General features: G+C 33.4%; 19 protein-coding genes. 17 read left to right on the top strand and 2 right to left on the bottom strand.

The window, feature by feature from the left end:
• Nucleotide 1: 1 nt before the first annotated feature.
• From CVIC12175_RS08030 to CVIC12175_RS07965, 14 genes are all read left to right on the top strand, one after another.
• Entirely contained in the window at nucleotides 2–1,381 is a 1,380-nt protein-coding gene (locus tag CVIC12175_RS08030; RefSeq protein ID WP_086302953.1) for an NADH-quinone oxidoreductase subunit G, read from the top strand.
• Nucleotides 1,378–2,655 (top strand): complex I subunit 1/NuoH family protein, encoded by a 1,278-nt coding sequence (locus CVIC12175_RS08025; protein ID WP_086302951.1) that lies wholly within the window; start codon nucleotides 1,378–1,380, stop codon nucleotides 2,653–2,655. The genes CVIC12175_RS08030 and CVIC12175_RS08025 overlap by 4 nt, the downstream gene beginning before the upstream one ends.
• Nucleotides 2,645–3,142, top strand: a complete 498-nt coding sequence (locus CVIC12175_RS08020; protein ID WP_086247477.1) for a NuoI/complex I 23 kDa subunit family protein — start codon at nucleotides 2,645–2,647, stop codon at nucleotides 3,140–3,142. Before CVIC12175_RS08025 ends, CVIC12175_RS08020 begins: the two co-directional genes overlap by 11 nt.
• Complete coding sequence (locus CVIC12175_RS08015; protein WP_086256869.1) at nucleotides 3,142–3,636, top strand: NADH-quinone oxidoreductase subunit J family protein; 495 nt, start codon at nucleotides 3,142–3,144, stop codon at nucleotides 3,634–3,636. The genes CVIC12175_RS08020 and CVIC12175_RS08015 overlap by 1 nt, the downstream gene beginning before the upstream one ends.
• Entirely contained in the window at nucleotides 3,629–3,937 is a 309-nt protein-coding gene (gene nuoK, locus CVIC12175_RS08010; protein WP_086247479.1) for an NADH-quinone oxidoreductase subunit NuoK, read from the top strand. Before CVIC12175_RS08015 ends, nuoK begins: the two co-directional genes overlap by 8 nt.
• Nucleotides 3,927–5,732 (top strand): NADH-quinone oxidoreductase subunit L, encoded by a 1,806-nt coding sequence (nuoL, locus tag CVIC12175_RS08005; protein WP_086256868.1) that lies wholly within the window; start codon nucleotides 3,927–3,929, stop codon nucleotides 5,730–5,732. The genes nuoK and nuoL overlap by 11 nt, the downstream gene beginning before the upstream one ends.
• Entirely contained in the window at nucleotides 5,729–7,207 is a 1,479-nt protein-coding gene (locus CVIC12175_RS08000) for a complex I subunit 4 family protein (protein WP_086256867.1), read from the top strand. Before nuoL ends, CVIC12175_RS08000 begins: the two co-directional genes overlap by 4 nt.
• Complete coding sequence (locus tag CVIC12175_RS07995; protein ID WP_086256866.1) at nucleotides 7,204–8,613, top strand: NADH-quinone oxidoreductase subunit N; 1,410 nt, start codon at nucleotides 7,204–7,206, stop codon at nucleotides 8,611–8,613. Before CVIC12175_RS08000 ends, CVIC12175_RS07995 begins: the two co-directional genes overlap by 4 nt.
• Before the next feature lie 79 nt (nucleotides 8,614–8,692).
• Nucleotides 8,693–10,780: a type I DNA topoisomerase gene (gene topA / locus CVIC12175_RS07990; RefSeq protein WP_180380687.1), complete on the top strand. Its 2,088-nt coding sequence runs from the start codon at nucleotides 8,693–8,695 to the stop codon at nucleotides 10,778–10,780.
• On the top strand, nucleotides 10,773–11,615 hold the full coding sequence (locus tag CVIC12175_RS07985; protein WP_236861075.1) for a biotin synthase: 843 nt from the start codon (nucleotides 10,773–10,775) through the stop codon (nucleotides 11,613–11,615). Before topA ends, CVIC12175_RS07985 begins: the two co-directional genes overlap by 8 nt.
• Nucleotides 11,596–12,762: a cation:proton antiporter gene (locus tag CVIC12175_RS07980; RefSeq protein ID WP_086256881.1), complete on the top strand. Its 1,167-nt coding sequence runs from the start codon at nucleotides 11,596–11,598 to the stop codon at nucleotides 12,760–12,762. The genes CVIC12175_RS07985 and CVIC12175_RS07980 overlap by 20 nt, the downstream gene beginning before the upstream one ends.
• 79 nt (nucleotides 12,763–12,841) lie before the next feature.
• Nucleotides 12,842–14,113, top strand: coding sequence for a citrate synthase (locus CVIC12175_RS07975; RefSeq protein WP_086247485.1), 1,272 nt, complete (start codon nucleotides 12,842–12,844; stop codon nucleotides 14,111–14,113).
• Complete coding sequence (locus CVIC12175_RS07970) at nucleotides 14,085–14,867, top strand: 3'(2'),5'-bisphosphate nucleotidase CysQ family protein (protein WP_236861074.1); 783 nt, start codon at nucleotides 14,085–14,087, stop codon at nucleotides 14,865–14,867. Before CVIC12175_RS07975 ends, CVIC12175_RS07970 begins: the two co-directional genes overlap by 29 nt.
• A 33-nt stretch (nucleotides 14,868–14,900) precedes the next feature.
• The gene (locus tag CVIC12175_RS07965; protein WP_086302950.1) at nucleotides 14,901–15,791 is read left to right on the top strand and encodes a toxin-antitoxin system YwqK family antitoxin; all 891 of its coding nucleotides are present in this window, start codon (nucleotides 14,901–14,903) and stop codon (nucleotides 15,789–15,791) included.
• A 26-nt stretch (nucleotides 15,792–15,817) separates the two neighbouring features.
• On the opposite strand, the gene CVIC12175_RS07960 is transcribed toward CVIC12175_RS07965, so the two are convergent.
• Nucleotides 15,818–17,122, bottom strand: coding sequence for a Na+/H+ antiporter family protein (locus CVIC12175_RS07960; protein ID WP_086256864.1), 1,305 nt, complete (start codon nucleotides 17,120–17,122; stop codon nucleotides 15,818–15,820).
• Nucleotides 17,123–17,277: 155 nt separating this feature from the next.
• Between CVIC12175_RS07960 and thrS the strand changes: the two genes are divergently transcribed.
• The 3 genes from thrS (at nucleotide 17,278) to CVIC12175_RS07945 (ending at nucleotide 20,000) form a co-directional block, all read left to right on the top strand.
• A complete protein-coding gene (thrS, locus tag CVIC12175_RS07955; protein WP_086256863.1) occupies nucleotides 17,278–19,092 on the top strand; it encodes a threonine--tRNA ligase in 1,815 nt (604 codons plus the stop codon).
• Nucleotides 19,089–19,604 (top strand): translation initiation factor IF-3, encoded by a 516-nt coding sequence (gene infC / locus CVIC12175_RS07950; RefSeq protein WP_086225692.1) that lies wholly within the window; start codon nucleotides 19,089–19,091, stop codon nucleotides 19,602–19,604. Before thrS ends, infC begins: the two co-directional genes overlap by 4 nt.
• A 78-nt stretch (nucleotides 19,605–19,682) precedes the next feature.
• Nucleotides 19,683–20,000 (top strand): NINE protein, encoded by a 318-nt coding sequence (locus CVIC12175_RS07945; RefSeq protein WP_236861073.1) that lies wholly within the window; start codon nucleotides 19,683–19,685, stop codon nucleotides 19,998–20,000.
• Between the two features lie 73 nt (nucleotides 20,001–20,073).
• On the opposite strand, the gene CVIC12175_RS07940 is transcribed toward CVIC12175_RS07945, so the two are convergent.
• Nucleotides 20,074–20,637, bottom strand: a complete 564-nt coding sequence (locus CVIC12175_RS07940; protein ID WP_086247491.1) for a bacteriohemerythrin — start codon at nucleotides 20,635–20,637, stop codon at nucleotides 20,074–20,076.
• Between the last annotated feature and the right edge of the window lie 31 nt (nucleotides 20,638–20,668).

Genomic DNA, 20,668 nt, shown 5'->3' with positions numbered 1-20,668 from the left:
TATGGTAGAGATTATAGTCGATGGTGAGAAATTTAGCGTAAATGAGAAAGGTAATCTCATAACGGAGCTAAAAAAACATAATATTGAAATTCCACACTTTTGCTATCATGAAGCGCTAGGAGTAAGTGGAAATTGTAGAATGTGTCTAATAGAAGTAGTAGGCCAAAAACGCCCACAAATCGCCTGTGATACTCCGATTAAAGAAGGTATGGAGATTAAGATAAATAGCGATTTAACAAGGGCTGTTCAGCGTGGTATTTTGGAGCTTGAGTTTATCAATCATCCTCTTGATTGTCCAGTATGCGATCAAGCTGGTGAGTGTGATTTACAAGAGTATTATATGAAATTTGATAAACAAGACTCACAAGTAAGCTTAGCTGATAAGGTGCGAAAATATAAAAGAGAGGATTTTGGCTCTGGAGTAATCCACGATGCTGAAAGATGCGTGCTATGTCGAAGATGTGTAAGATTTACTCAACTATGCACTAATAGCTATGAGTTAGCAGTAGGAGGACGCGGAGAACATAGCCACATAATGCTAATGAACGGCAAAAAGATAGATAATCCATATGCTGGAAATATCGTAGATGTCTGTCCAGTAGGAGCTATGACTTCGGCTGATTTTAGATTTAAAAAGCGTGTATGGCACCTACAAAAAACTCCAGCAATCTGTCAAGGATGTGAAAGAGGCTGCGCAATTTGGGTTGATAGCAACAAAGCTAAATACCAAGATAGTATAATCTATAGATTTCGCCCTAGAGAAAATAGCGTAAATGGTTATTTTATATGTGATTATGGTCGTTATAGCTATAAAGATGAGCAGATAATAAAACGCGATGATAGTGCTAAAATCTCAGCCCTAGCCTTAGATCTTAGAAGTAATGCTAGTAAGTATGATATCTTAGTCTCAAGCTCATTGAGTATAGAAGAGATGAGTGCATTAAAAACTTTAGCAAGTAAATTTAATATGGGATTATATGGGTTTAGTGATTTTAGAGATGAAAGCTTTCAAGATGAGATCGGCTTAAAACTTAGAGTCCCAAATAAAACTGCTAATCGTATAGGGCTTATAAAGCTAGGATTGGATAAAAATTTAGATAAAAAATCTAGCAATTTGATAATATTTCACCTTGGCAAAGACTTTGAGTTTGCTTCTAAATTTGAGTTTGATAATGTAATTAAAATCGGCTCAAATCAAGATGCCGATATAGTCTGTGCTAGTAGCTATCATAGAGATGGACATACGCTAAATATAGATGAGAAATTAAGATTTAGTAAGGGTGTATTTGAGCCAATTAGTCCTAAAATTTGTGATATTGTAAGTGAGCTAATGGGTCAAAGAGTGGAATTTGATATAAATATATTAAAGGCGTTTGCATGAGTGAAATTTGGCTAATTATCTTTAGAATTGCATTTATTCTTATATTTATTTTGGCTTTGATACCAGTTTTGGTGCTTTTAGAGCGTAAGATCTCTGCTTTTATACAAGATCGTCCAGGTCCAAATAGAGCAGATATCGCTGGTATTAGGCTTGGCGGTCTTGTCCAGGCTTTAGCCGATGCTTTAAAACTAGCTATAAAAGAGGACTTTACTCCAGGAGCTATTCGCTCTAAAGCTCTTTTTACCATTGCTCCGATGGTATTATTTTTAATGAGTACGCTAACTATAGCTGTAATTCCATTTAGCGAGTATTTTACAATTGATGGCGTAAAACATCTTATGCAAGCAATCCCATTTGATGGTGGTTTGCTATGGTATTTAGGATTTGCTAGTCTTAGTATTTATGGTATTATGCTTGCTGGTTGGAGTTCGAATAATAAATATTCACTTCTTGGCTCACTGCGTGCTGCAAGTGGCGCAATAAGCTATGAAATTCCTTTAGGGCTTGCAGTTGTTAGTATGATTCTTACATATAATTCAATTAGCTTAAATGACTTTGTAATTGCACAACAAGGCTCATTTTTAGGCCTTCCAGCATGGGGTATATTTCTTCAGCCATTAGCAGCAATTATATTTATAGCTTGTGCATTTGCTGAGACAAATAGGGCACCATTTGACCTAGCTGAGGGTGAAAGTGAGATAGTAGCTGGATATCATCTAGAGTATAGCGCAATGAGTTTTGCTATGTTTTTTATGGCTGAGTATATAGCTATGACAGCTATGAGCGCCTTAGTAGTTACGATATTTTTTGGAGGATATTCGCTTCCATATTTATCGCAAGCTGATTTAGCAACACATTATAAGATAGTTTTACTTAGTATAGCTAGTATTACTACGATTATTGGTTTGTTATTTATATGGTGGGTTAGTAAAAATAATGTTACTAGATATAAAATAGCTAAAGATCATAGAAAAAGAGAAAATAAATTATATTATGCTTTGACAGTTATGATTGTAGTGGCTATAGATATTGTTTGTCTATATTTTTATAACGGCTCTTTGGGTGAATTTGGTGCTGAAGTTGTAGCAACTGCGGTTAATTTAGTAGTATTTGCACTTAAGACATTTGTTATGTTGCTCATATTTATCTGGGTTAGATGGACTCTACCTAGATTTAGATATGACCAAATTCAACGCCTAGGCTGGGAGAAGCTTATGCCTTTAGCGATTTTTAATATTATAATTACAGCATTGGTGGTGGTTTATGGCAGTTAAGGTAAAAAAAATCGAACGAAAAAAGATGCCATTTTTAGAGCGAATTTATATATTTTATATAATCGCTGGAATGGCTAGAACTTTTAGGCATTTTATTAGAAATTTACTCAATACAAAAAATATTGAATTCCTAGAGTATCCTGAGCAAAAACCAGAAGATATTACGCCTAGATATCGTGGGCTTCACCGTTTAACAAAATATGAAAGTGGCGAACTAAAATGCGTAGCATGTGATATGTGTGCTACTGCTTGTCCAGCTAAGTGTATATATATCGAAGCTTGCGAGGTAGAAGGAAGTAAAGAAAAAGCACCTAAAGTATTTAATATAGATCTTTTAGAGTGTGTATTTTGTGGGCTTTGTGTGGAGGCTTGTCCTAAAGATGCTATTAGAATGGATAGTGGGATATTTACTAAAGTTGAGGGTAAAAGAGAGGATTTTATCAGCGATATAAATGAGCTAAGCAGTAGAAAAAGGGGAGATTTTTGATGGAAAATTTTTTATTTATTAACTTCTCGTTTTTGGCGATTTTAGGAGCTTTGGGGCTTATAAGTTTTAAGGCTCCAATTCATGGAGCATTATCTATGATTGTCTCGCTTGTAGCTATTGCTGGGCTATATCTTTTATTATATGCTCAAACTCTATTTTTAATACAAATAGTAGTGTATGCTGGGGCTATTATGGTTTTATCGGTTTTTGTTATGATGTTTTTCAATATTAAGGCTGATAGTTTGTGGGCTAAATTTAGTTTTACTCAAATGCTTCAAGCTGCTTTACCGTTGGTAGTTTTTGGCTTTTTAGCTTATGAGCTTGCTATGATGCCTGGTGATTTTATTGTGGTACCTGAAGGATTTGGACAGATTACTCCACTTGGAAAATATCTATTTTTTAATTGGGGATTTAGTTTTGAGATGATATCGCTACTTTTAACTGCTGCTTTGGTTGGAGTTGTAGCGATTTTAAAAGGCAAAAATAATGGTTGAGAACTATATATTTGTAGCTATTTTGCTCTTTGTGATCGGGATTTTTGGTGTTATTTTGCGTAAAAATATCTTTACTATTTTTATGTCTATTGAGCTGATGTTAAATGCAGTTGCTCTGCTTTTTGCTATATTTGCTAGGGTGAATTTGAATTTAGATGGTCAAGTTATTGTTATGCTAGTAATTGCTATAGCTGCAGCTGAGGCTAGTTTTGGACTAGCGCTTATTACGCTACTACATAAGACAAAACAGAGCCTAAATATAGATAGCTTTAAAGAGTTAAAGGATAGTAATGCTAGTTAATATCGTAATTTTAGCACCAATTATTGGTAGTTTGCTTCTTGGGATTTTGTATCTTGCTAGAAAAGGGCTTGGACTCTCTCAAGGATTTTTTGCATTTTTAGGTATGATTGGGCCAGTAGTTAGCTTTATAGCTATGGCGGTATTATTTACTCAAAGCTATGGAAGTAGTATAAATTTAGAGCTATTTAGTTGGCTTGATATTGCTGGATTTAGTATAGATGTTGGGTTTTATCTTGATAGTCTTAGTCTTGTGATGGCGTTATTTGTAGCGTTTTTGGGTATGCTTATACACCTATATTCTATAGGCTATATGGATGGAGATGAGGGCTTTGGAAAATTCTTTTGCTATATGAATTTATTTTTAGCTTCTATGCTTATTTTGGTTTTAGCAAACAATCCAATTTTGATGTTTGTTGGCTGGGAAGGCGTTGGAGTTTGTTCATATTTACTAATTGCTTTTTACTTTAGTGATAAAGATAATGTAAAAGCCGGTAATAAGGCATTTATTTTAAATAGAATTGGTGATTTTGGCTTTTTAATTGGGCTTATTGCTCTATATCTTGCTAGTAGCGGAGTTAAATTTGATTATATAGGTCTTAATGAGATAACTCTAAGTCCTAATGTAGCGATATTTATTGCGTTTTGTTTTATAGCTGGTGCTTTGGCTAAATCGGCTCAAATTCCTCTATATACTTGGCTACCTGATGCGATGGCTGGTCCAACGCCAATTTCAGCCTTAATTCACGCTGCGACGATGGTTACAGCTGGGGTTTATATGGTTGTAAGATTTGATTTCTTATTTGCTGGACTTAGCTTACCAGTTGAGGTTTTAGCCGGTATTGGTGCAGCTGGAGCGTTATTTGCTGGGATTATTGCGACAAAGGCTACTGATATTAAAAAGATTTTAGCCTACTCTACAATGAGTCAATTAGGATATATGTTTGCTGCGCTTAGTTATAGTTCAGGTGCTGCGATGTATCATCTATTTACTCATGGCTTTTTTAAGGCATTACTATTTTTGAGTGCTGGAGCGATTATTATAGCTCTTCATCATGAGCAAAATATATTTAAAATGGGAAATTTAAAATCTAATAAAGCTCTATATTATCCAATGCTTTTTGGAATGCTTGCAATTAGTGGAATTTTCCCATTTGCTGGCTTTTTCTCTAAAGATGCTATTATCCTTGGAGCACTTCTTTCTGGGCATTATGTAATATTTAGTATCTTACTATTTACAGCTGGACTTACAGCATATTATTGCTTTAGATTATTTTTCTTGGTGTTTTATTCGCAAAACCAAGCACCTCATCAACATAAAGTGCCTTTTACTATGCTTAGTGTGAATTATTTGCTGTGTCTATTTGCATTAGGTGGTGGATTTATGGCAATATTTTTGGATATAGACCATCCAACTTTAATGGTAGAGATTATTGCTGGAGTGGTGAGTATGGCAGTGTCTGGTATCGGTATTTTTATCGCTTATAAGAAATTTTATAACTATAAAAATTGCGAAGAATCTATGGGTAAATTTGAGAGCATTGTAGCAAATAGATTCTATATAGATGAGATATATGAACTAATTTTTGTCAAAAGCTTAAAACGCATTAGCCATTTTATGCGTGAGATTATAGATGATAGAATATTATATCCACTTGTTGAGTTTAGTGCTTTGATGTTTAGAGGATTTGGTCAATTATATGCTAAATATACTCAAAATGGTTTAGCTAGTTCATATGCATTTTATATGTTATTTTTCGTCTGTGTTATTATTATATTTTCAAAGGCTATTTTATGAGTAGTATATTGACTTGGATTATATTTATGCCATTTTTATCTGGGCTTTTTATAGCTCTATTTTGTAATAATTTTTGGGGTAGGATTGTGGCTTTTGGAGCGAGTGTTTTTGTCGCAATTCTTACGGTAATAATGACTCTTAGCTTTGATCCAGCCGGTGGAATGCAGTTTGTAGATATTATTTCGCTAGTGCAAAGATATGGGATAACATATATGGTGGGAGTTGATGGAATTAATATCTATCTTATTTTAATTATTGCTCTATTTTTACCATTGCTATTTTTTGTGCTTAAGCGTGAAGAAAAAGGTTTTTGGGCAAATTTACTATTTATAGAGAGTGGATTTTTAGCTGTTTGTAGCTCGCTTGATCTTATCTTTTTTTATGCTGGATGGGAGATGATGCTTCTTCCTATTTTTGTGATGGTAGGCCTATATGGTAAAAGTGCTAAAAGAGCTAAAGCAATGCTTGATATGATGTATTATGCGATATTTGGTTCTATGATTATGCTTGGAGCTATAATTTATCTTGGTGTGCTTCATTTTGAGCAATTTGGATTTTATAGTTTTGCTTTAGATGATTTAGCAAAATTAAATTTAAGCGTGATGGCTGAAAGAGTGTTGTTTTTTAGCTTTATGATCGCTTTTGTTATTAAGCTTCCTTTATTTCCATTTCACATGTGGCTTAGTAAGGCATATACTTATTCTCCTAGCGTAGCTACATTTATGCTCTCAGCTATCGCATCTAAAGTGGCAGTTTTTGCTATTTTAAGATTTGTATTGCCTATTTTTTCGCTTAGTTTTATAGAGTTTTCAAGTTATTTTGTAGCACTTGGGATATTTTCTATGATATATTTTGGAGTAATTGCGCTTAGATGTGATGATTTTAAAACTCTTTTAGCATTTGCTTCAGCATCGCATTTGGGTCTGATTTTAGCTGGTTTATTTAGTCTTGATGCAGTAGGAATGAGCGGTGCGCTTTATCAGATTATTGCTCACGCTATTACTAGCGGGGTGATGTTTTTGATGGTTGGCATTATTAGCACTCAGTTAGGCACTCGCAAGATAAGTCAGCTTGGAGGTATCGCTCATAAAGCTCCAGTTTTTGCTACTTTATTTGGAATTATGATGCTCTCAAGCGTTGGGCTTCCTACTACAATCGGATTTGTAGCTGAGCTTTTAATACTTGTTGGTTTATTTAAAACAAATTTGATATATGGAATTATTGCTACTACATCTATAATTGTCGGTGCTGTTTATATGTTTGTAGTGTATCGCAAGGCAATTTTGCAAAGCGTTAGTAGTGTAACGGATAAATTCAAAGAGCTTAGCAAGTCTCAGATTTTAGGATTTGGATTTGTTGCTATTATTATATTTGTAATGGGTATATATCCTAAAACCTTTTTAGATCTATCTGAAAATACAGTACAAAACCATTATGAAAAATATATAAAATCAAATTTAAAGGAGCATAAATGATAGCTTTAACGCCGTTTTTACTATCAATTGCTGCTATTATAGCTAATATATTTTTAAGCGTTACAAGAATTAAAAAAGGGTTACTTTTAGGAGTAAATTTACTATTTTGGGCTATTGTTTTAGTATCATTTTTTGTTTTTAGAAATGAAATTGTTAATAGCGACTTACCATTTTTTGCCACAGGATTTATAGTATTTGGACAGTTTGAGCTGGTGCTGTGTTCTATTGTAGCTGTGCTTACTATCTTATTTTTTGCTACTTTATATTTTAGCGATGATGAGAGATATTTTAAACCCGAGCTTGTAGCATTGGCAAATTTAGCCTCATTTGGTATGATGGGTATGATAATATCAAGCGAGATTATCACAACGCTAATATTCATTGAAATTGCTTCAATATCAATATATGCGATGATAGCACTAAATTCATTTAATTCTAAAAGCATTGAAGCGGCTTTTAAATACTTTTTATTATCATCATTTATGAGTGCGTTTTATCTACTTGGTGCAGCCTTAATTTTTGGTATGACACAAACAACAAAATATGAACTACTTAGCAAGCTCTCATCGCCATTATTTATAACAACAATTGGTGCGATGTTAATTATAGCTATGATGTTTTTTAAGATTGCAATTTTTGGCTTTTATCGCTGGAGTATTGATGTCTATTATGGCGCTAGTACTAGCATTACTGGATATTTAGCTGGAGCGTTTAAGCTTGCTAGTTTTGGGATGTTGATTAAATTTGCTCTGCTTTATAGTGGCGGCTGGAATGATATTTTAGCTATTATCTTTAGTGTTGTAGCAATATGTAGTATGTTTATAGGTAATTTTTTAAGCTTAAAAGAAGTAGATGTCAAAAAGATTTTAATAGCTGCTGGAATCGTTCATGCTGGATATATATTTATAAATTTAGCTAGCTTTAGCGGCGAAGAATCTTTATTTGCTGGGGTATTTTATATAGCTATTTATGCTATTACTACTGGGTTTGGATTTTTGCTACTAAATGCACTTTTTGGTGATAAGCAAGTTACTATAGATTCCATAGCTGGTCTTTATAAAAGTTCGCCTATTGCTGCTTTAGCATTTACTATTATATCGCTTTCGTTTATTGGATTTCCATACACGGTTGGATTTTTGGGTAAGGTTTATATATTTTCAAGTGCATTTGAAGCTGGTTATGCATATTTGGCAATTTTTGGTATCATTAATACTATTTTATCAGTATATTACTATCTAAGGATTATTATTAGTATATATTTTAAAGAGTCAAATGAGATAGTCATACTCTCAAAGCCTAGGACTATTTGGTTAAATATTTTAAGTATTTTAGCCATTGCTTTTGTGATTTTAGAAGGAATTGGGATTGGTTCGATTTTAGGATATTTGTCCCTTGTTATGGCCTAAATTTAGATATTTATTTGGCTGTTTTATATCCATTTTATAGTTTTTTGGTAAAATTACAACTAACTGAATTTGGGGCAATATTATGAGTAAATTAATAATAGTCGAATCTCCGGCAAAAGCTAAAACTATAAAAAATTTTTTAGGTTCTGAGTATAAGGTCATAGCTAGTAAAGGGCATATTAGAGATCTGCCAAAATCTAGTTTTGGCATTAAGATTGATGGGGATAAATTTACTCCTGAGTATAGAATTAGTAGCGACCATAGTGCGCTAGTTAAAGAGATTAAGGCTTTAGCTAGCGATGCTGATGAGATATATCTTGCAACCGATGAGGATAGAGAGGGTGAGGCGATTGCTTATCATATTGCAACAGCAATTGGTAAAAAGCCAGAAGCTTTGCCTAGAATTGTATTTCATGAGATTACTAAAAGTGCTATTGAAGCAGCATTAGCCAATCCTAGAGTTTTGGATATGAATAGCGTAAATGCTCAACAAGCAAGGCGTCTATTAGATAGAATTGTAGGATATAAGCTAAGTCCGCTTTTAAATATTAAAATTCAAAGAGGATTAAGTGCTGGTAGAGTCCAAAGCTCAGCACTTAAAATTTTAGTTGATAGAGAGCGTGAAATTAGAGATTTTAAACCTATTGAGTATTTTAGTATTGATACTAAATTTAAAAGCGATTTAGAAGCTGAATTGGTTGAATTTCAAGGCTCAAAGATAGAAAAACTTACCATAACCAATAAACAAAGAGCTCAATTTATTCTAGATACATTAAAAAATGATAAATTCCAAATTAGCCAGATTGAGTCTAAAGAGCGTAAAACCAACGCTCAGCCCCCATTTATGACATCAACATTACAACAAAGCGCTTCAAATAGATTAGGCTTTAGCCCTAAAAAAACTATGATTCTAGCACAAAGTTTATATGAAGGTGTGCAGACAAATAGTGGATTTATGGGTGCAATTACTTATATGAGAACAGATAGTTTAAATATAGCCAAAGAGGCATTAAATGCAGCTAGAGAGATCATTAAGAGCGAATTTGGCTTAGATTATCTACCAAAAAGTGCAAATATCTACACAACTAAATCAAAAGGCGCACAAGAAGCTCACGAGGCAATTAGACCGACTAATTTAAGCTTTACTCCACAAATTGCAGCGCAGTATTTAGAAAAGGATATGTTAAAGCTATATACATTAATCTATAATAGATTTTTAGCCTCACAGATGAGTCCAAGCATTTCACAAACTCAAAATATAATGATAAAAAGCGATAATGCTACCTTTAAATTATCGGGTAGAAAAGTTGTGTTTGATGGATTTTATAAGGTTTATGGTGATATGGATAAGGATAAAATCCTTCCAGTGCTTAATATCGGCGAGACTATGAGTGTAGAGAGTATGCAAAGTAGCGGGCATTTTACTGAACCACCAAGTCGCTACTCTGAGGCAGGCTTGGTAAAAAAACTTGAGAGTTTAGGAATTGGTAGGCCAAGTACATATGCACCAACTATTTCATTGCTTACAAGTAGGGATTATGTAAAGGTAGAAAAAAAGCAGTTAATCCCAAATGATATAGCATTTACTATAACTTCAGTATTAGAAGAGAATTTTAAAGATATTGTAGATAGCGAATTTACTTCTAAAATGGAAGAAAAACTTGATGATATAGCCGAAAATAAAGCTGATTGGCAAGAGGTTTTATCTAAATTTTACTATCCATTTATAGCCAAAATAGATGATGGCAAAAAAAATATTAAAAGTCAAAAAGTAGCCCAACCAATTGGAGAAAATTGCCCTGATTGTGGTGGTGAATTGGTTAAGAGAAAGGGTAAATTTGGTGAGTTTATCGCTTGTTCAAATTTTCCAAAATGCAAATATTCGCGTAATCTCTTAGGCCAAGCCAAATTTGAAAAAAAAGAGCCAAGCAAAATCGGCGTAAATTGCCCAGAATGTGGTAGCGATATTGTAGAGAGATTTAGTAAAAAGGGTAAATTTTATGGATGTTCTAACTATCCAAAATGTAAATTTATAAGCAACTATCCACCAGCTGGTAAAAACTGTCCAGAGTGTTCTAAATATATGGTTTTTAAAGAGTTAAAAAAGGGTAAATTTAACGAATGTCCAGCTTGTAAATATAAAGAAGAGGTAAGCAATAATGAGTAAAGTAGTAATGCTATGTGCGATATGTAATGTTAGTAGCGGCAATTGCCCTGAAGATTGTGCGTATTGTACTCAAAGTGCTCATGTAAAAGCTGATATAAATAGATATAAACAAAAAAGTATAGAACAAATTTTAAAAGAGGCCAAAATGGCTAAGGCAAATAAAGCTCTTGGCTTTTGCTTAGTTACTAGCGGTAGGAGACTTGATGATAAAAAGCTTGAGTTTATCTGCCAAACTGCCAAAACATTACAAAAAGAGCTACCCGAACTGCTGCTGATAGCATGTAATGGAAGTGCGAGTTATGAGAGTTTAAAAGAGCTTAAAAATGCTGGAATTTTCAGCTATAATCACAATCTTGAAACAAGCCGTGAATACTTTCCTAAAATTTGCTCTACTCATAGCTGGGATGAGAGATTTCAGACAAATTTAAATGCCAAAAGAGCCGGGCTTGAGCTTTGCTGTGGCGGGATTTATGGTCTTGGAGAGAGTAATGAAGATAGAATAAGTTTTAGAAACTCATTAAAAGAGCTAAATCCATTTACTAGTCCGATAAATTTCTTTATCCCAAATCCCGCTTTGAAAATCAAAGAGCCAAAGCTTAGTGCCGATGAAGCCTTAGAGATATTAAGAGATAGCGCTAAGGCTCTGCCTAATACTAGAATAATGGTAGCTGGCGGTAGAGAAGTAATCCTTGGCGATAGACAATATGAGATATTAGAAAATGGAGCTAGTGCTATTGTAGTGGGAGATTATCTCACTACTAGTGGCGAGGCTGCTAGCAAGGATATAGAAGAGCTTAAAAAACGAGGCTTTGAGTTTGCAACACAGTGCCATTAGTGAGCTTTCTATTTTACTTGTTTTGGCTTTTGCTATCTTTGTTTCTCCATATTTGGCTAAATTTACAAGGATTCCAATTGCGCCAATTGAGATAATTTTTGGAATTATTCTTGGCTATTTTGGATTTATTGGCCAGAGTGCAACTTTTAAACTAGTAGCTGAAGTTGGGTTTTTTTACTTGATGTTTTTAGCTGGGACTGAGATTGATATTAGAGCGCTTATTAAGACAGATAAGCAAGTTTTACGCTTAGCACTTTTATACATCTCTATCTTATATATTGTTGCTGGTGTTGCTGGAGTATGGTCAAATGCTCTATTTCTTACCTTTGTAGTTGTTCCTGTAATGAGTGTAGGTGTGTTATCTACTCTATTTAAGGAGTATGGCAAGAATGAGCCATGGCTAAATACAGCTATGATTGCTGGTGGAATTGGTGAAGTTATTAGCATTGCCTTGCTTACATTGATGTCGGCTTATATTGAGTTTGGTAGTTCTGCTGAATTATTTAGTAGTATATACTATCTTATTTTGTTTATTGTGCTTTGTGTGTTTGGATTTAAAGGACTTGAGGTTCTATTTTGGTGGTATCCAAATATTAAGATACTCTTAATGCCACATGATGATAAAGCTGAAAAAGATATTCGCCTCTCTATGGCTCTATTTTTTAGCACCGTTGCAGTTATGATATATCTGAATTTAGAGATAGTTTTAGGTGCTTTTATTGCCGGTAGTTTCATAGCTACATTTTTTAATCATAAAAAAGATCTTCCACATAAACTTGGAAGTTTTGGTTTTGGATTTTTAGTGCCAATATTTTTTGTTTATATCGGTACTACAGTGGATTTGGGATATTTATTTATGCCTGGCGTACTTGATAATGCTATAAAGTTAATGATATTTATGGTTATTATACGAGTGGTTGCATCGTTAATATTTATAAAGCGTTTTGGTTTGTATGATAGTATCCTTTTTGGTTTATCGCTATCAATGCCACTTACGCTTTTAGTAGCAGTAGCAACGGTAGCATATAATGCTGGTAATATACCAAAAGAGTTATATTTTGCCTTTATTATTGCTAGTATTTTTGAAGTAATAATATCAATGGTATTAATAAAATTTACTAATTATCTTAAATTTCGCCTTAAATAATTAAGTTAGATATTTAAGGGCAATTTAATTTAAATAAAATTTAGATAAGATATAAAAAAATTTTAATAAAAGGATAAAAATGAGTAACACAGTAACATTGACAGATAATAGAAATGGAAAAAGTTATGATTTTCCTATTTTAGATGGTACTTTAGGGCCTAGCGTTATAGATATCTCTACCCTATATAAAGATACTGGTATGTTTACATTTGACCGTGGATATACTAGTACAGCAATGTGCCGCTCAGCTATTACGTATATCGATGGTGAGGCTGGTACGCTAATGCATAGAGGCTATGATATAGCATGGTTAGCTGAAAATAAAAGATATCTAGATGTAGTATATCTACTATTTAATGGCAAACTTCCAAGTGAAGATGAGTTAAATGCATTCCGCCATGAATTAAAAGAGAGAAGCTATCTAAATGAGAAGATGATTAAGCTATTTGACTGCTTCCCTGATAAAGCTCATCCAATGGCAGTATTACAAGCAAGTGTAGCTACTATGAGTGCGTATTATAAAAGAGATATGAATTTTGATGATATGAAAGATTATATGGAATTAGCTAAAAGAATGGTAGCAAAAATTCCAACAATGATAGCATTTTACTATCGCCATGTTCGTGGTTTCCCAACTGTATATCCAGATCTTGATCGTGGATTTACAGAAAATTTCTTATATATGCTAAGAGCATTCCCGCACAATAGAGTAGATCTAAAACCAATCGAAGTAAAAGCTTTTGATACAATCTTAATGCTACACGCTGATCATGAGCAAAATGCTTCTACTACGACAGTTCGTACTGTTGGTTCTACTCATGCGCACCCATATTCATGTATAAGTGCTGGTATTGGTGCTTTATGGGGTCATGCTCACGGTGGTGCTAATGAGGGTGTTATTCGCCAGTTAGAGATGATTGGTACTCCAGATAGAGTAGATGAGTTTATCAAAAAAGCAAAAGATAAAAATGATCCATTCCGCCTAATGGGCTTTGGTCATAGAGTTTATAAAAACTTTGACCCAAGAGCTAAGGTATTAAAAGGCCTAAGAGATAGATTAATTGATGAGATCGGTATAGATAGCAATCTAATTAAAGTAGCTACAAGAATAGAAGAGATTGCTTTAAATGATGAGTATTTTGTCTCTAGAAATCTATATCCAAATGTTGATTTTCATAGCGGCGTAATACTAAAAGCATTAGGAATTCCAAATGAAATGTTTGCTGCAATATTTGTAATGGGTAGAGTTCCAGGCTGGTTAAGTCAATGGATGGAGTTAAAATCTCAAGATAATATCAAAATTGTCCGCCCAAGACAGCTATATGTTGGACCAGCATCTCAACCTGAGTAATCTACACGACATCGCCATAATAGCAGCTAGGGCTGCTGGTAGGGCGATTTTGGATGTTTATGATAAATTTGAGCTATCATTTAAAGATGATAGCTCACCACTTACCACTGCTGATTTAGCCGCTAATGAAGCTATAATCAATCATTTAAAACCAACTAAAATTCCTATTTGCTCTGAAGAGTCTATTTTGGAATTTAATAAAAGAGATGAAAATTCAACTTTTTGGCTTGTTGATCCACTTGATGGAACAAAAGAATTTGTATCAAAAAGTGGCCAGTTTTGTGTATCTATAGCTCTAATTCAAAATAGTAGGCCTATTTTAGGCGTTATATATTCTCCATTAAGTGATGATATGTATAGTAGCTATATAGGTTCTAATATATATAAAAATGGACAAACTTTAGAGCAATCTTTTTGCAAAAGTTTGCTAATTGTTGGAAATTCGCAACATCAAAAAGAGATAGATAAATTTGCAAATCAATTTAATTTAAATATTCTCAAACTCAGTTCTGCAATTAAATTTGGCTATCTTATAGAAGGTAAGGCTAGTTTATTTGTAAGATTTTATGGTTCAAGTTTGTGGGATACGGCAGCTGGAGATTTTTTATTGCATCAAAGTGGCGGAATTATGTTGTCTTTAAAAGACTTAAAACCATTAAATTATGGCAAAAAAGATACATTAAATGATAATTTTATAGCGTTAAATAAATTTGAAAAGATAAATTTAAAGAGATATTTAGATTATATAAAATAAAATTGAGTTGTTTAATTTATTAAAGGAGAGCGTATGAAACAAAAATTAAAAATATTAACATTAACCAGCATTGCTTGTGCATTAGTAGGATGCGGCCCAATCTTAACCTCAAACCAAGATAGCGTAAAAGAGAGACGATATGATAATGGACAGTTAGCTATTCAAGCGACTTATTCAAAAGATAATAAAAGAGATGGATTAACAAAAGAGTGGTATGAAAATGGTAATTTAAAAAGCCAAGGCAGCTATAAGGCTGGGGTAAAAGTAGGCACTCATAAAACTTGGTATAAAAATGGTCAGTTAGCATCTAGTATTGATTATTCAGATGGCAAAAAAGATGGTAAATTAATAGAATATAGCGATACTAATATAAAATTAAAAGAAGAACATTATAGTGATGACAAGCTTGATGGTGTTCAAAAATATTGGTTTAGTAATGGAAAGTTAAAAGGTAGAGGCCACTCAAAAGATGGAGTTCCACATGGCAAATTTGATACATATTACGAAAATGGAAATTTGCAAATGAGAGGCGAATATAATATGGGAAAAGCTCACGGTATTCAAAGTACATATTTTGAAAATGGAGCTAAGCAAAGTCTTGTAGAGTATGACAATGGTATCCAAACTGGAGTTGCAAAAGGATGGTATATAAATGGCTCAAAGGCTGCTATTGGAGAGTATAAGAACGGAAAAGAAGATGGCAAATTTACTATATGGTATCCAAATGGGGAGTTAAAATTTGTAGGAAAATATAAAAATGGCAATAAAATAGGCAAGCATCAATTTTATTCTGAAGATGGATTTTTATATTTAGAAGAACAATATAATAACAATGGGGAAAAAGATGGCACTTGGAATAGATATGATAAATCTGGAAAAATTATAGAGAGTGTAAAGTATAAAAATGATAAATTACTAAAGTAACAATTAGTCTCAAATGAGACTAATTGTTATAAAATTAGAGAAAATACGATACCGCAAATTAATAGCGGAATATTAAAAAATATAAAAGTTGGCACACAGGTATCATATATATGATTGTGTTGGCCATCAGCATTTAGTCCAGATGTAGGCCCAAGAGTGCTATCACTAGCTGGACTTCCTGCATCTCCTAAGGCAGCAGCAATACCTATAAGCAAGATAGTAGCAGCATGACTAAACTCTAATGAAATACAAAGCGGTACATAAAATGCTGCAATAATAGGAATAGTACCAAAGCTAGTACCAATTCCCATAGTTACAATAAGCCCAATAATAAGCATAATAATGGCTCCACCAAGCTTGCCTCCACTAATTACTGAAGCAAATTCGACAAGCTCGGCTATCCCACCAGTCTCTCTAATAACAGATGCAAATCCAGCAGCAACTAACATAATAAACGCTATAAATGCCATCATACTTAGGCCATTTTCCATAACTTTATCAATCTTTTTATACTCAATACCGCCAAAAATTACCATAAAAATGAGCCCTAAAAGCCCACCAAGAGGAAGAGATCCACTCCATAATTGCACGCCAAAAGCGATGATAGCACCAATTAATAAAATCCACTCTTTTTTGCTCATTTTAATATCAAGCTTGCTATCATAAAGCTCTTTAGATTCTATCTGGTTTTGGTGATAGATGCGTGGTTTGCGATAGTAAAAAATAGCTAAAAATAGCCCAATTAGCATTGATAATCCGCCTAGCCACATTACTGAGCTTATTTGTGTTAGATTGGTTTCTAGTCCATTTTGACTTATCTCTTTGGCTAAGATATTATGAAAAATTAGGCCAAAACCTATTGAAGCACTCACATATGGTGCTTTAAGCCCAAATGTCAAAGCACATGCTACAGCGCGTCTATCGATTTGTAATTTATTCATTAAGGCTAAAAGTGGCGGAATAAGAATTGGTATAAAAGCAATATGAACAGGGATTAAATTTTGTGAAAAACATGAGACAAAAGCTATGGTAAGTACAAACCAAAATAGCTTTTTACTTATTAATTCACTTATATAATGAATTAAGATAGCAGTTAGATTGCTCATAGCAATAGCAGCGGCTAACGCACCAAGAAGAATATAGCTAAGAGCAGTCTCAAGATTGCCTTGCATGCCTTTAATTAAGATATTTATAGTGGTGATTAAATCTATATTTGCACTAATTCCAGCTACTAAAGCAGATACAAGGATAGCTAATAAGATATTAAATCTTAACAAACACAAAGCGCACATAACAATCACGCTAATAACTACAGGATTTAAAAGAAGCATTATTTACCTTTTTGTTTTCATTTAAGCTGTAATTATACAAATTTTTGGCTTAAATTGCTTAACTATATTAACTTAAATTTTATTAAAATTCAGTTTAAGTTAAAATACAATTGGATAAAATCTTATATTTTGTTATTTTTGAAAAAAGAGAGTCGATGAGCGAGATTATTGGATATAATGTAGATGGGCAAATAGTAGATACTCAAAGCTACGCCGGAGGTGGTATTCCGATCAAATTTGATAACTCTAAAGAGGCGCTAGAGATTATACGCCACTCATGTGCGCACCTTATGGCTGCAGCGATTAAAGAGCTTTATCCTGATGTTAAGTTTTTTGTTGGGCCTGCAATTGAAGATGGATTTTACTACGATATGCGTGTAAGCAAGAGCAATGGTAGTAAGCTAGGCGAAGATGATTTAGCTGCAATAGAAAAAAAAATGAAAGAGTTAGCTCTTGCTAAAACAGCGATTGTAAAAATAAACTCAACTAAATCAGAAGTAGCTGCAAAATACGCCGATGATGATTTAAAGCAAGAGGTATTAAAAAGAATACCAGATGGAGCTGTAAGCCTGTATTCTCAAGGAGGATTTGAAGATATCTGTCGTGGGCCACATATTCCAAATACCATTTTTGCTAGATTTTTTAAACTTACTAGAATAGCTGGGGCATATCTTGGTGGAGATGAAAATCGTGAGATGCTAACTAGAATTTATGGTACGGCTTATGCGGATAAAGAGAGCTTAAATGAGCATATTAGAATTATAGAAGAGGCTAAAAAGCGTGACCATCGTAAACTTGGCACAGAGATGAAATTTTTCACTTTTGATGAGAGTGTAGGTGTAGGATTGCCAATTTGGCTACCAAATGGATCAAGACTTAGAAGCCGCTTAGAACATAAACTATATCGTACTCATAGGCTTCGTGGATATGAGCCAGTGCGTGGGCCAGAGATTTTAAAAAGCGATGCATGGAAGACAAGTGGCCACTATGCTAATTATAAAGAAAATATGTATTTTACTGTAATTGATGATCAAGAGTATGGTATTAAGCCAATGAATTGCGTAGGCCATATTAAAGTTTATCAAAGCGAGATTAGAAGCTATAGAGATCTTCCGCTTAAGTTTTTTGAGTATGGTGTAGTGCATAGACACGAAAAGAGTGGCGTGTTGCACGGGCTATTTAGAGTGCGTGAATTTACTCAAGATGATGCACATCTATTTTGTATGCCAAGCCAGATTAAAGAAAATGTTTATGAGATTTTAAGTTTTGTTGATACTCTTATGAATGCGTTTGGATTTAGCTATGAGATGGAGATTTCTACTAAACCAACTAAGGCTGTTGGCGATGATGAGGTATGGGAGATCGCTACAAAAGCATTAAAAGATGCTTTAGATGAAAAGGGATTAAAATATGGTATTGATGAAGGTGGCGGTGCATTCTATGGGCCAAAAATCGATATCAAAATTACAGATGCCCTTAAAAGAAAATGGCAATGCGGTACTATTCAAGTAGATTTTAACCTTCCAGCAAGATTTAATCTAGAGTATATCGATGAAAATAATGAAAGAAAACAGCCAGTTATGCTTCATCGTGCAATTTTAGGAAGTTTTGAGAGATTTATTGGAATTTTACTTGAACATACTGCTGGTGAATTGCCATTTTGGATTGCACCAACTCAGGTTGTGATCATACCAATTGGTGAAGCTCATCAAGAGTATGCTAAAGAGATTTATGCAAAATTACTTGATATGAATATAGATAGCGAAATCTTTAGCAAAAATGAAACATTAAATAAAAAAATTAGAAACGCAGAAAAACAAAGAGTACCTATGATAATAGTACTTGGCGATAATGAGGTGGCAAATAGAGGTGTAGCACTGCGCGATCGTAGAGCTAGAGAACAAAAGGATATAAGTCTAGATGATTTTTATAGCTTAGTCCAAACCAAATTAAACGAGGTGAATATTTGAGTAAAGATAAAGAGGTTTATCTAAACGATGAAATTCGCGCAAGCGAGGTTAGATGCGTAGGAGATGATGGCACTGCGTATGGTGTTATCAGTAGAGATGAAGCGTTAGATATTGCTAATAAAATGGGATTAGATCTAGTTTTAATAGCAGCTGATGCTAAACCACCAGTATGTAAGATAATGGATTATGGCAAATTCCGTTATCAACAAGAGAAAAAGCAAAAAGAGGCTAAGAAAAAGCAAAAAGTAATCGAGATAAAAGAGATTAAACTTTCAGCCAAAATTGCACAAAATGATATAAACTATAAGATAAAACATGCTCAAGAGTTTTTATCTGAGGGCAAATATGTTAAATTTAGAGTATTTTTAAAGGGGCGTGAGATGTCTACCCCAGAACTTGGCGTAAATATGCTTGAAAAGATTTGGGAGATGGTTCAAGAGTATGCTGATAGAGACAAAGCGCCTGTTTTAGAAGGGCGTTATGTAAATATGCTTGTTACACCTAAAAAGTAAATATAGGAGGAAGTTGCGGATTATAATGTTGTATTAGTATCTGTAAAAGATAAAATTCCTGGCAATAGCTTGGCTATATTGTCAGAAAGATTAAAAAATGCATCAAATGATAAGTTACAAAGTATAGGATTGTTAAATTTTAAAAGTCCTATAGTTGGGCTTTTGCTTGGTATATTTTTTGGTGCGCTTGGTATAGATAGATTTTATAAAGGCGATGTAACCTTAGGTGCTGTAAAGCTTGGTCTTTTTATTTTAGGTCTTATAACTACATTTATTTATATTGGTATTTTTATCTTATTTATAGTGTGGGTTTTGGCTATTGTAGATCTATTTTTAGTTTTTACAGGGATTAAAAAAGATAATTTAAATAAGATTAATTCTTTACTAATTGCATAATAAATTATTTTACACCCAAATTTATTTGGGTGTAAAAACTTCCAATCGATTTACTGATAAATATTCGTTTTAATTAAGATAATTTGATTTTAATTACAACTTTACAAGTCATACAAGAGAATTTTTTACCTTCTACGATCTTCTCATGGATATGGCTAGGTACTAAGTGAATTTTATGCGAACAACCACATGTATATCTATATTGTTTAGGTTTTTCTTCTACTAGTTCTTCTTCTGTATGTTGTAGTTGAGCTTGACGCCACTTTTCTATTTTAGCATCCTCTTTTAAAATATGTTCTACTAGCCACTTTTCAGCAATTAATAAAAGATTTTCTTTTAAATCATTTACATTTTTGGCAGTTTTGATTAGACCTGCCATACTAGCGATAATATCTTTATGGATCATAGTGTGTTCGTGTAGGTTTGGGTAGCCGATTAACTCCATATACTCTTGTTCATCTTTGAAATGCTCTTTCATATATTCAAAAAATTCAGCAACAATATCACGAATCTCTTCACGGGATACATTTTTATTTGCATAAATAAATGATTTTTTGGCAAGATCAAATAGCTTTTGATGTTGTAAATCTATATCTGAATTGCCAATGCTATATTTATCGTCCCAGCTAGGTACCATTTCAAACTCTCTATGAAAAATTATAATCTGT

Origin of the sequence: Campylobacter vicugnae (assembly GCF_002139875.1) — a bacterium.
Classification (GTDB): domain Bacteria; phylum Campylobacterota; class Campylobacteria; order Campylobacterales; family Campylobacteraceae; genus Campylobacter; species Campylobacter vicugnae.
This window is presented reverse-complemented; position numbering and strand designations above follow the sequence as displayed.

Coding starts and splice junctions, on each gene's coding strand:
- CVIC12175_RS08030 (WP_086302953.1), top strand. CDS start 2: ATGGTAGAGATTATAGTCGATGGTGAGAAATTTAGCGTAAATGAGAAA.
- CVIC12175_RS08025 (WP_086302951.1), top strand. CDS start 1,378: ATGAGTGAAATTTGGCTAATTATCTTTAGAATTGCATTTATTCTTATA.
- CVIC12175_RS08020 (WP_086247477.1), top strand. CDS start 2,645: ATGGCAGTTAAGGTAAAAAAAATCGAACGAAAAAAGATGCCATTTTTA.
- CVIC12175_RS08015 (WP_086256869.1), top strand. CDS start 3,142: ATGGAAAATTTTTTATTTATTAACTTCTCGTTTTTGGCGATTTTAGGA.
- nuoK (WP_086247479.1), top strand. CDS start 3,629: ATGGTTGAGAACTATATATTTGTAGCTATTTTGCTCTTTGTGATCGGG.
- nuoL (WP_086256868.1), top strand. CDS start 3,927: ATGCTAGTTAATATCGTAATTTTAGCACCAATTATTGGTAGTTTGCTT.
- CVIC12175_RS08000 (WP_086256867.1), top strand. CDS start 5,729: ATGAGTAGTATATTGACTTGGATTATATTTATGCCATTTTTATCTGGG.
- CVIC12175_RS07995 (WP_086256866.1), top strand. CDS start 7,204: ATGATAGCTTTAACGCCGTTTTTACTATCAATTGCTGCTATTATAGCT.
- CVIC12175_RS07985 (WP_236861075.1), top strand. CDS start 10,773: ATGAGTAAAGTAGTAATGCTATGTGCGATATGTAATGTTAGTAGCGGC.
- CVIC12175_RS07975 (WP_086247485.1), top strand. CDS start 12,842: ATGAGTAACACAGTAACATTGACAGATAATAGAAATGGAAAAAGTTAT.
- CVIC12175_RS07970 (WP_236861074.1), top strand. CDS start 14,085: ATGTTGGACCAGCATCTCAACCTGAGTAATCTACACGACATCGCCATA.
- CVIC12175_RS07965 (WP_086302950.1), top strand. CDS start 14,901: ATGAAACAAAAATTAAAAATATTAACATTAACCAGCATTGCTTGTGCA.
- CVIC12175_RS07960 (WP_086256864.1), bottom strand. CDS start 17,122: ATGCTTCTTTTAAATCCTGTAGTTATTAGCGTGATTGTTATGTGCGCT.
- thrS (WP_086256863.1), top strand. CDS start 17,278: ATGAGCGAGATTATTGGATATAATGTAGATGGGCAAATAGTAGATACT.
- CVIC12175_RS07940 (WP_086247491.1), bottom strand. CDS start 20,637: ATGGTACCTAGCTGGGACGATAAATATAGCATTGGCAATTCAGATATA.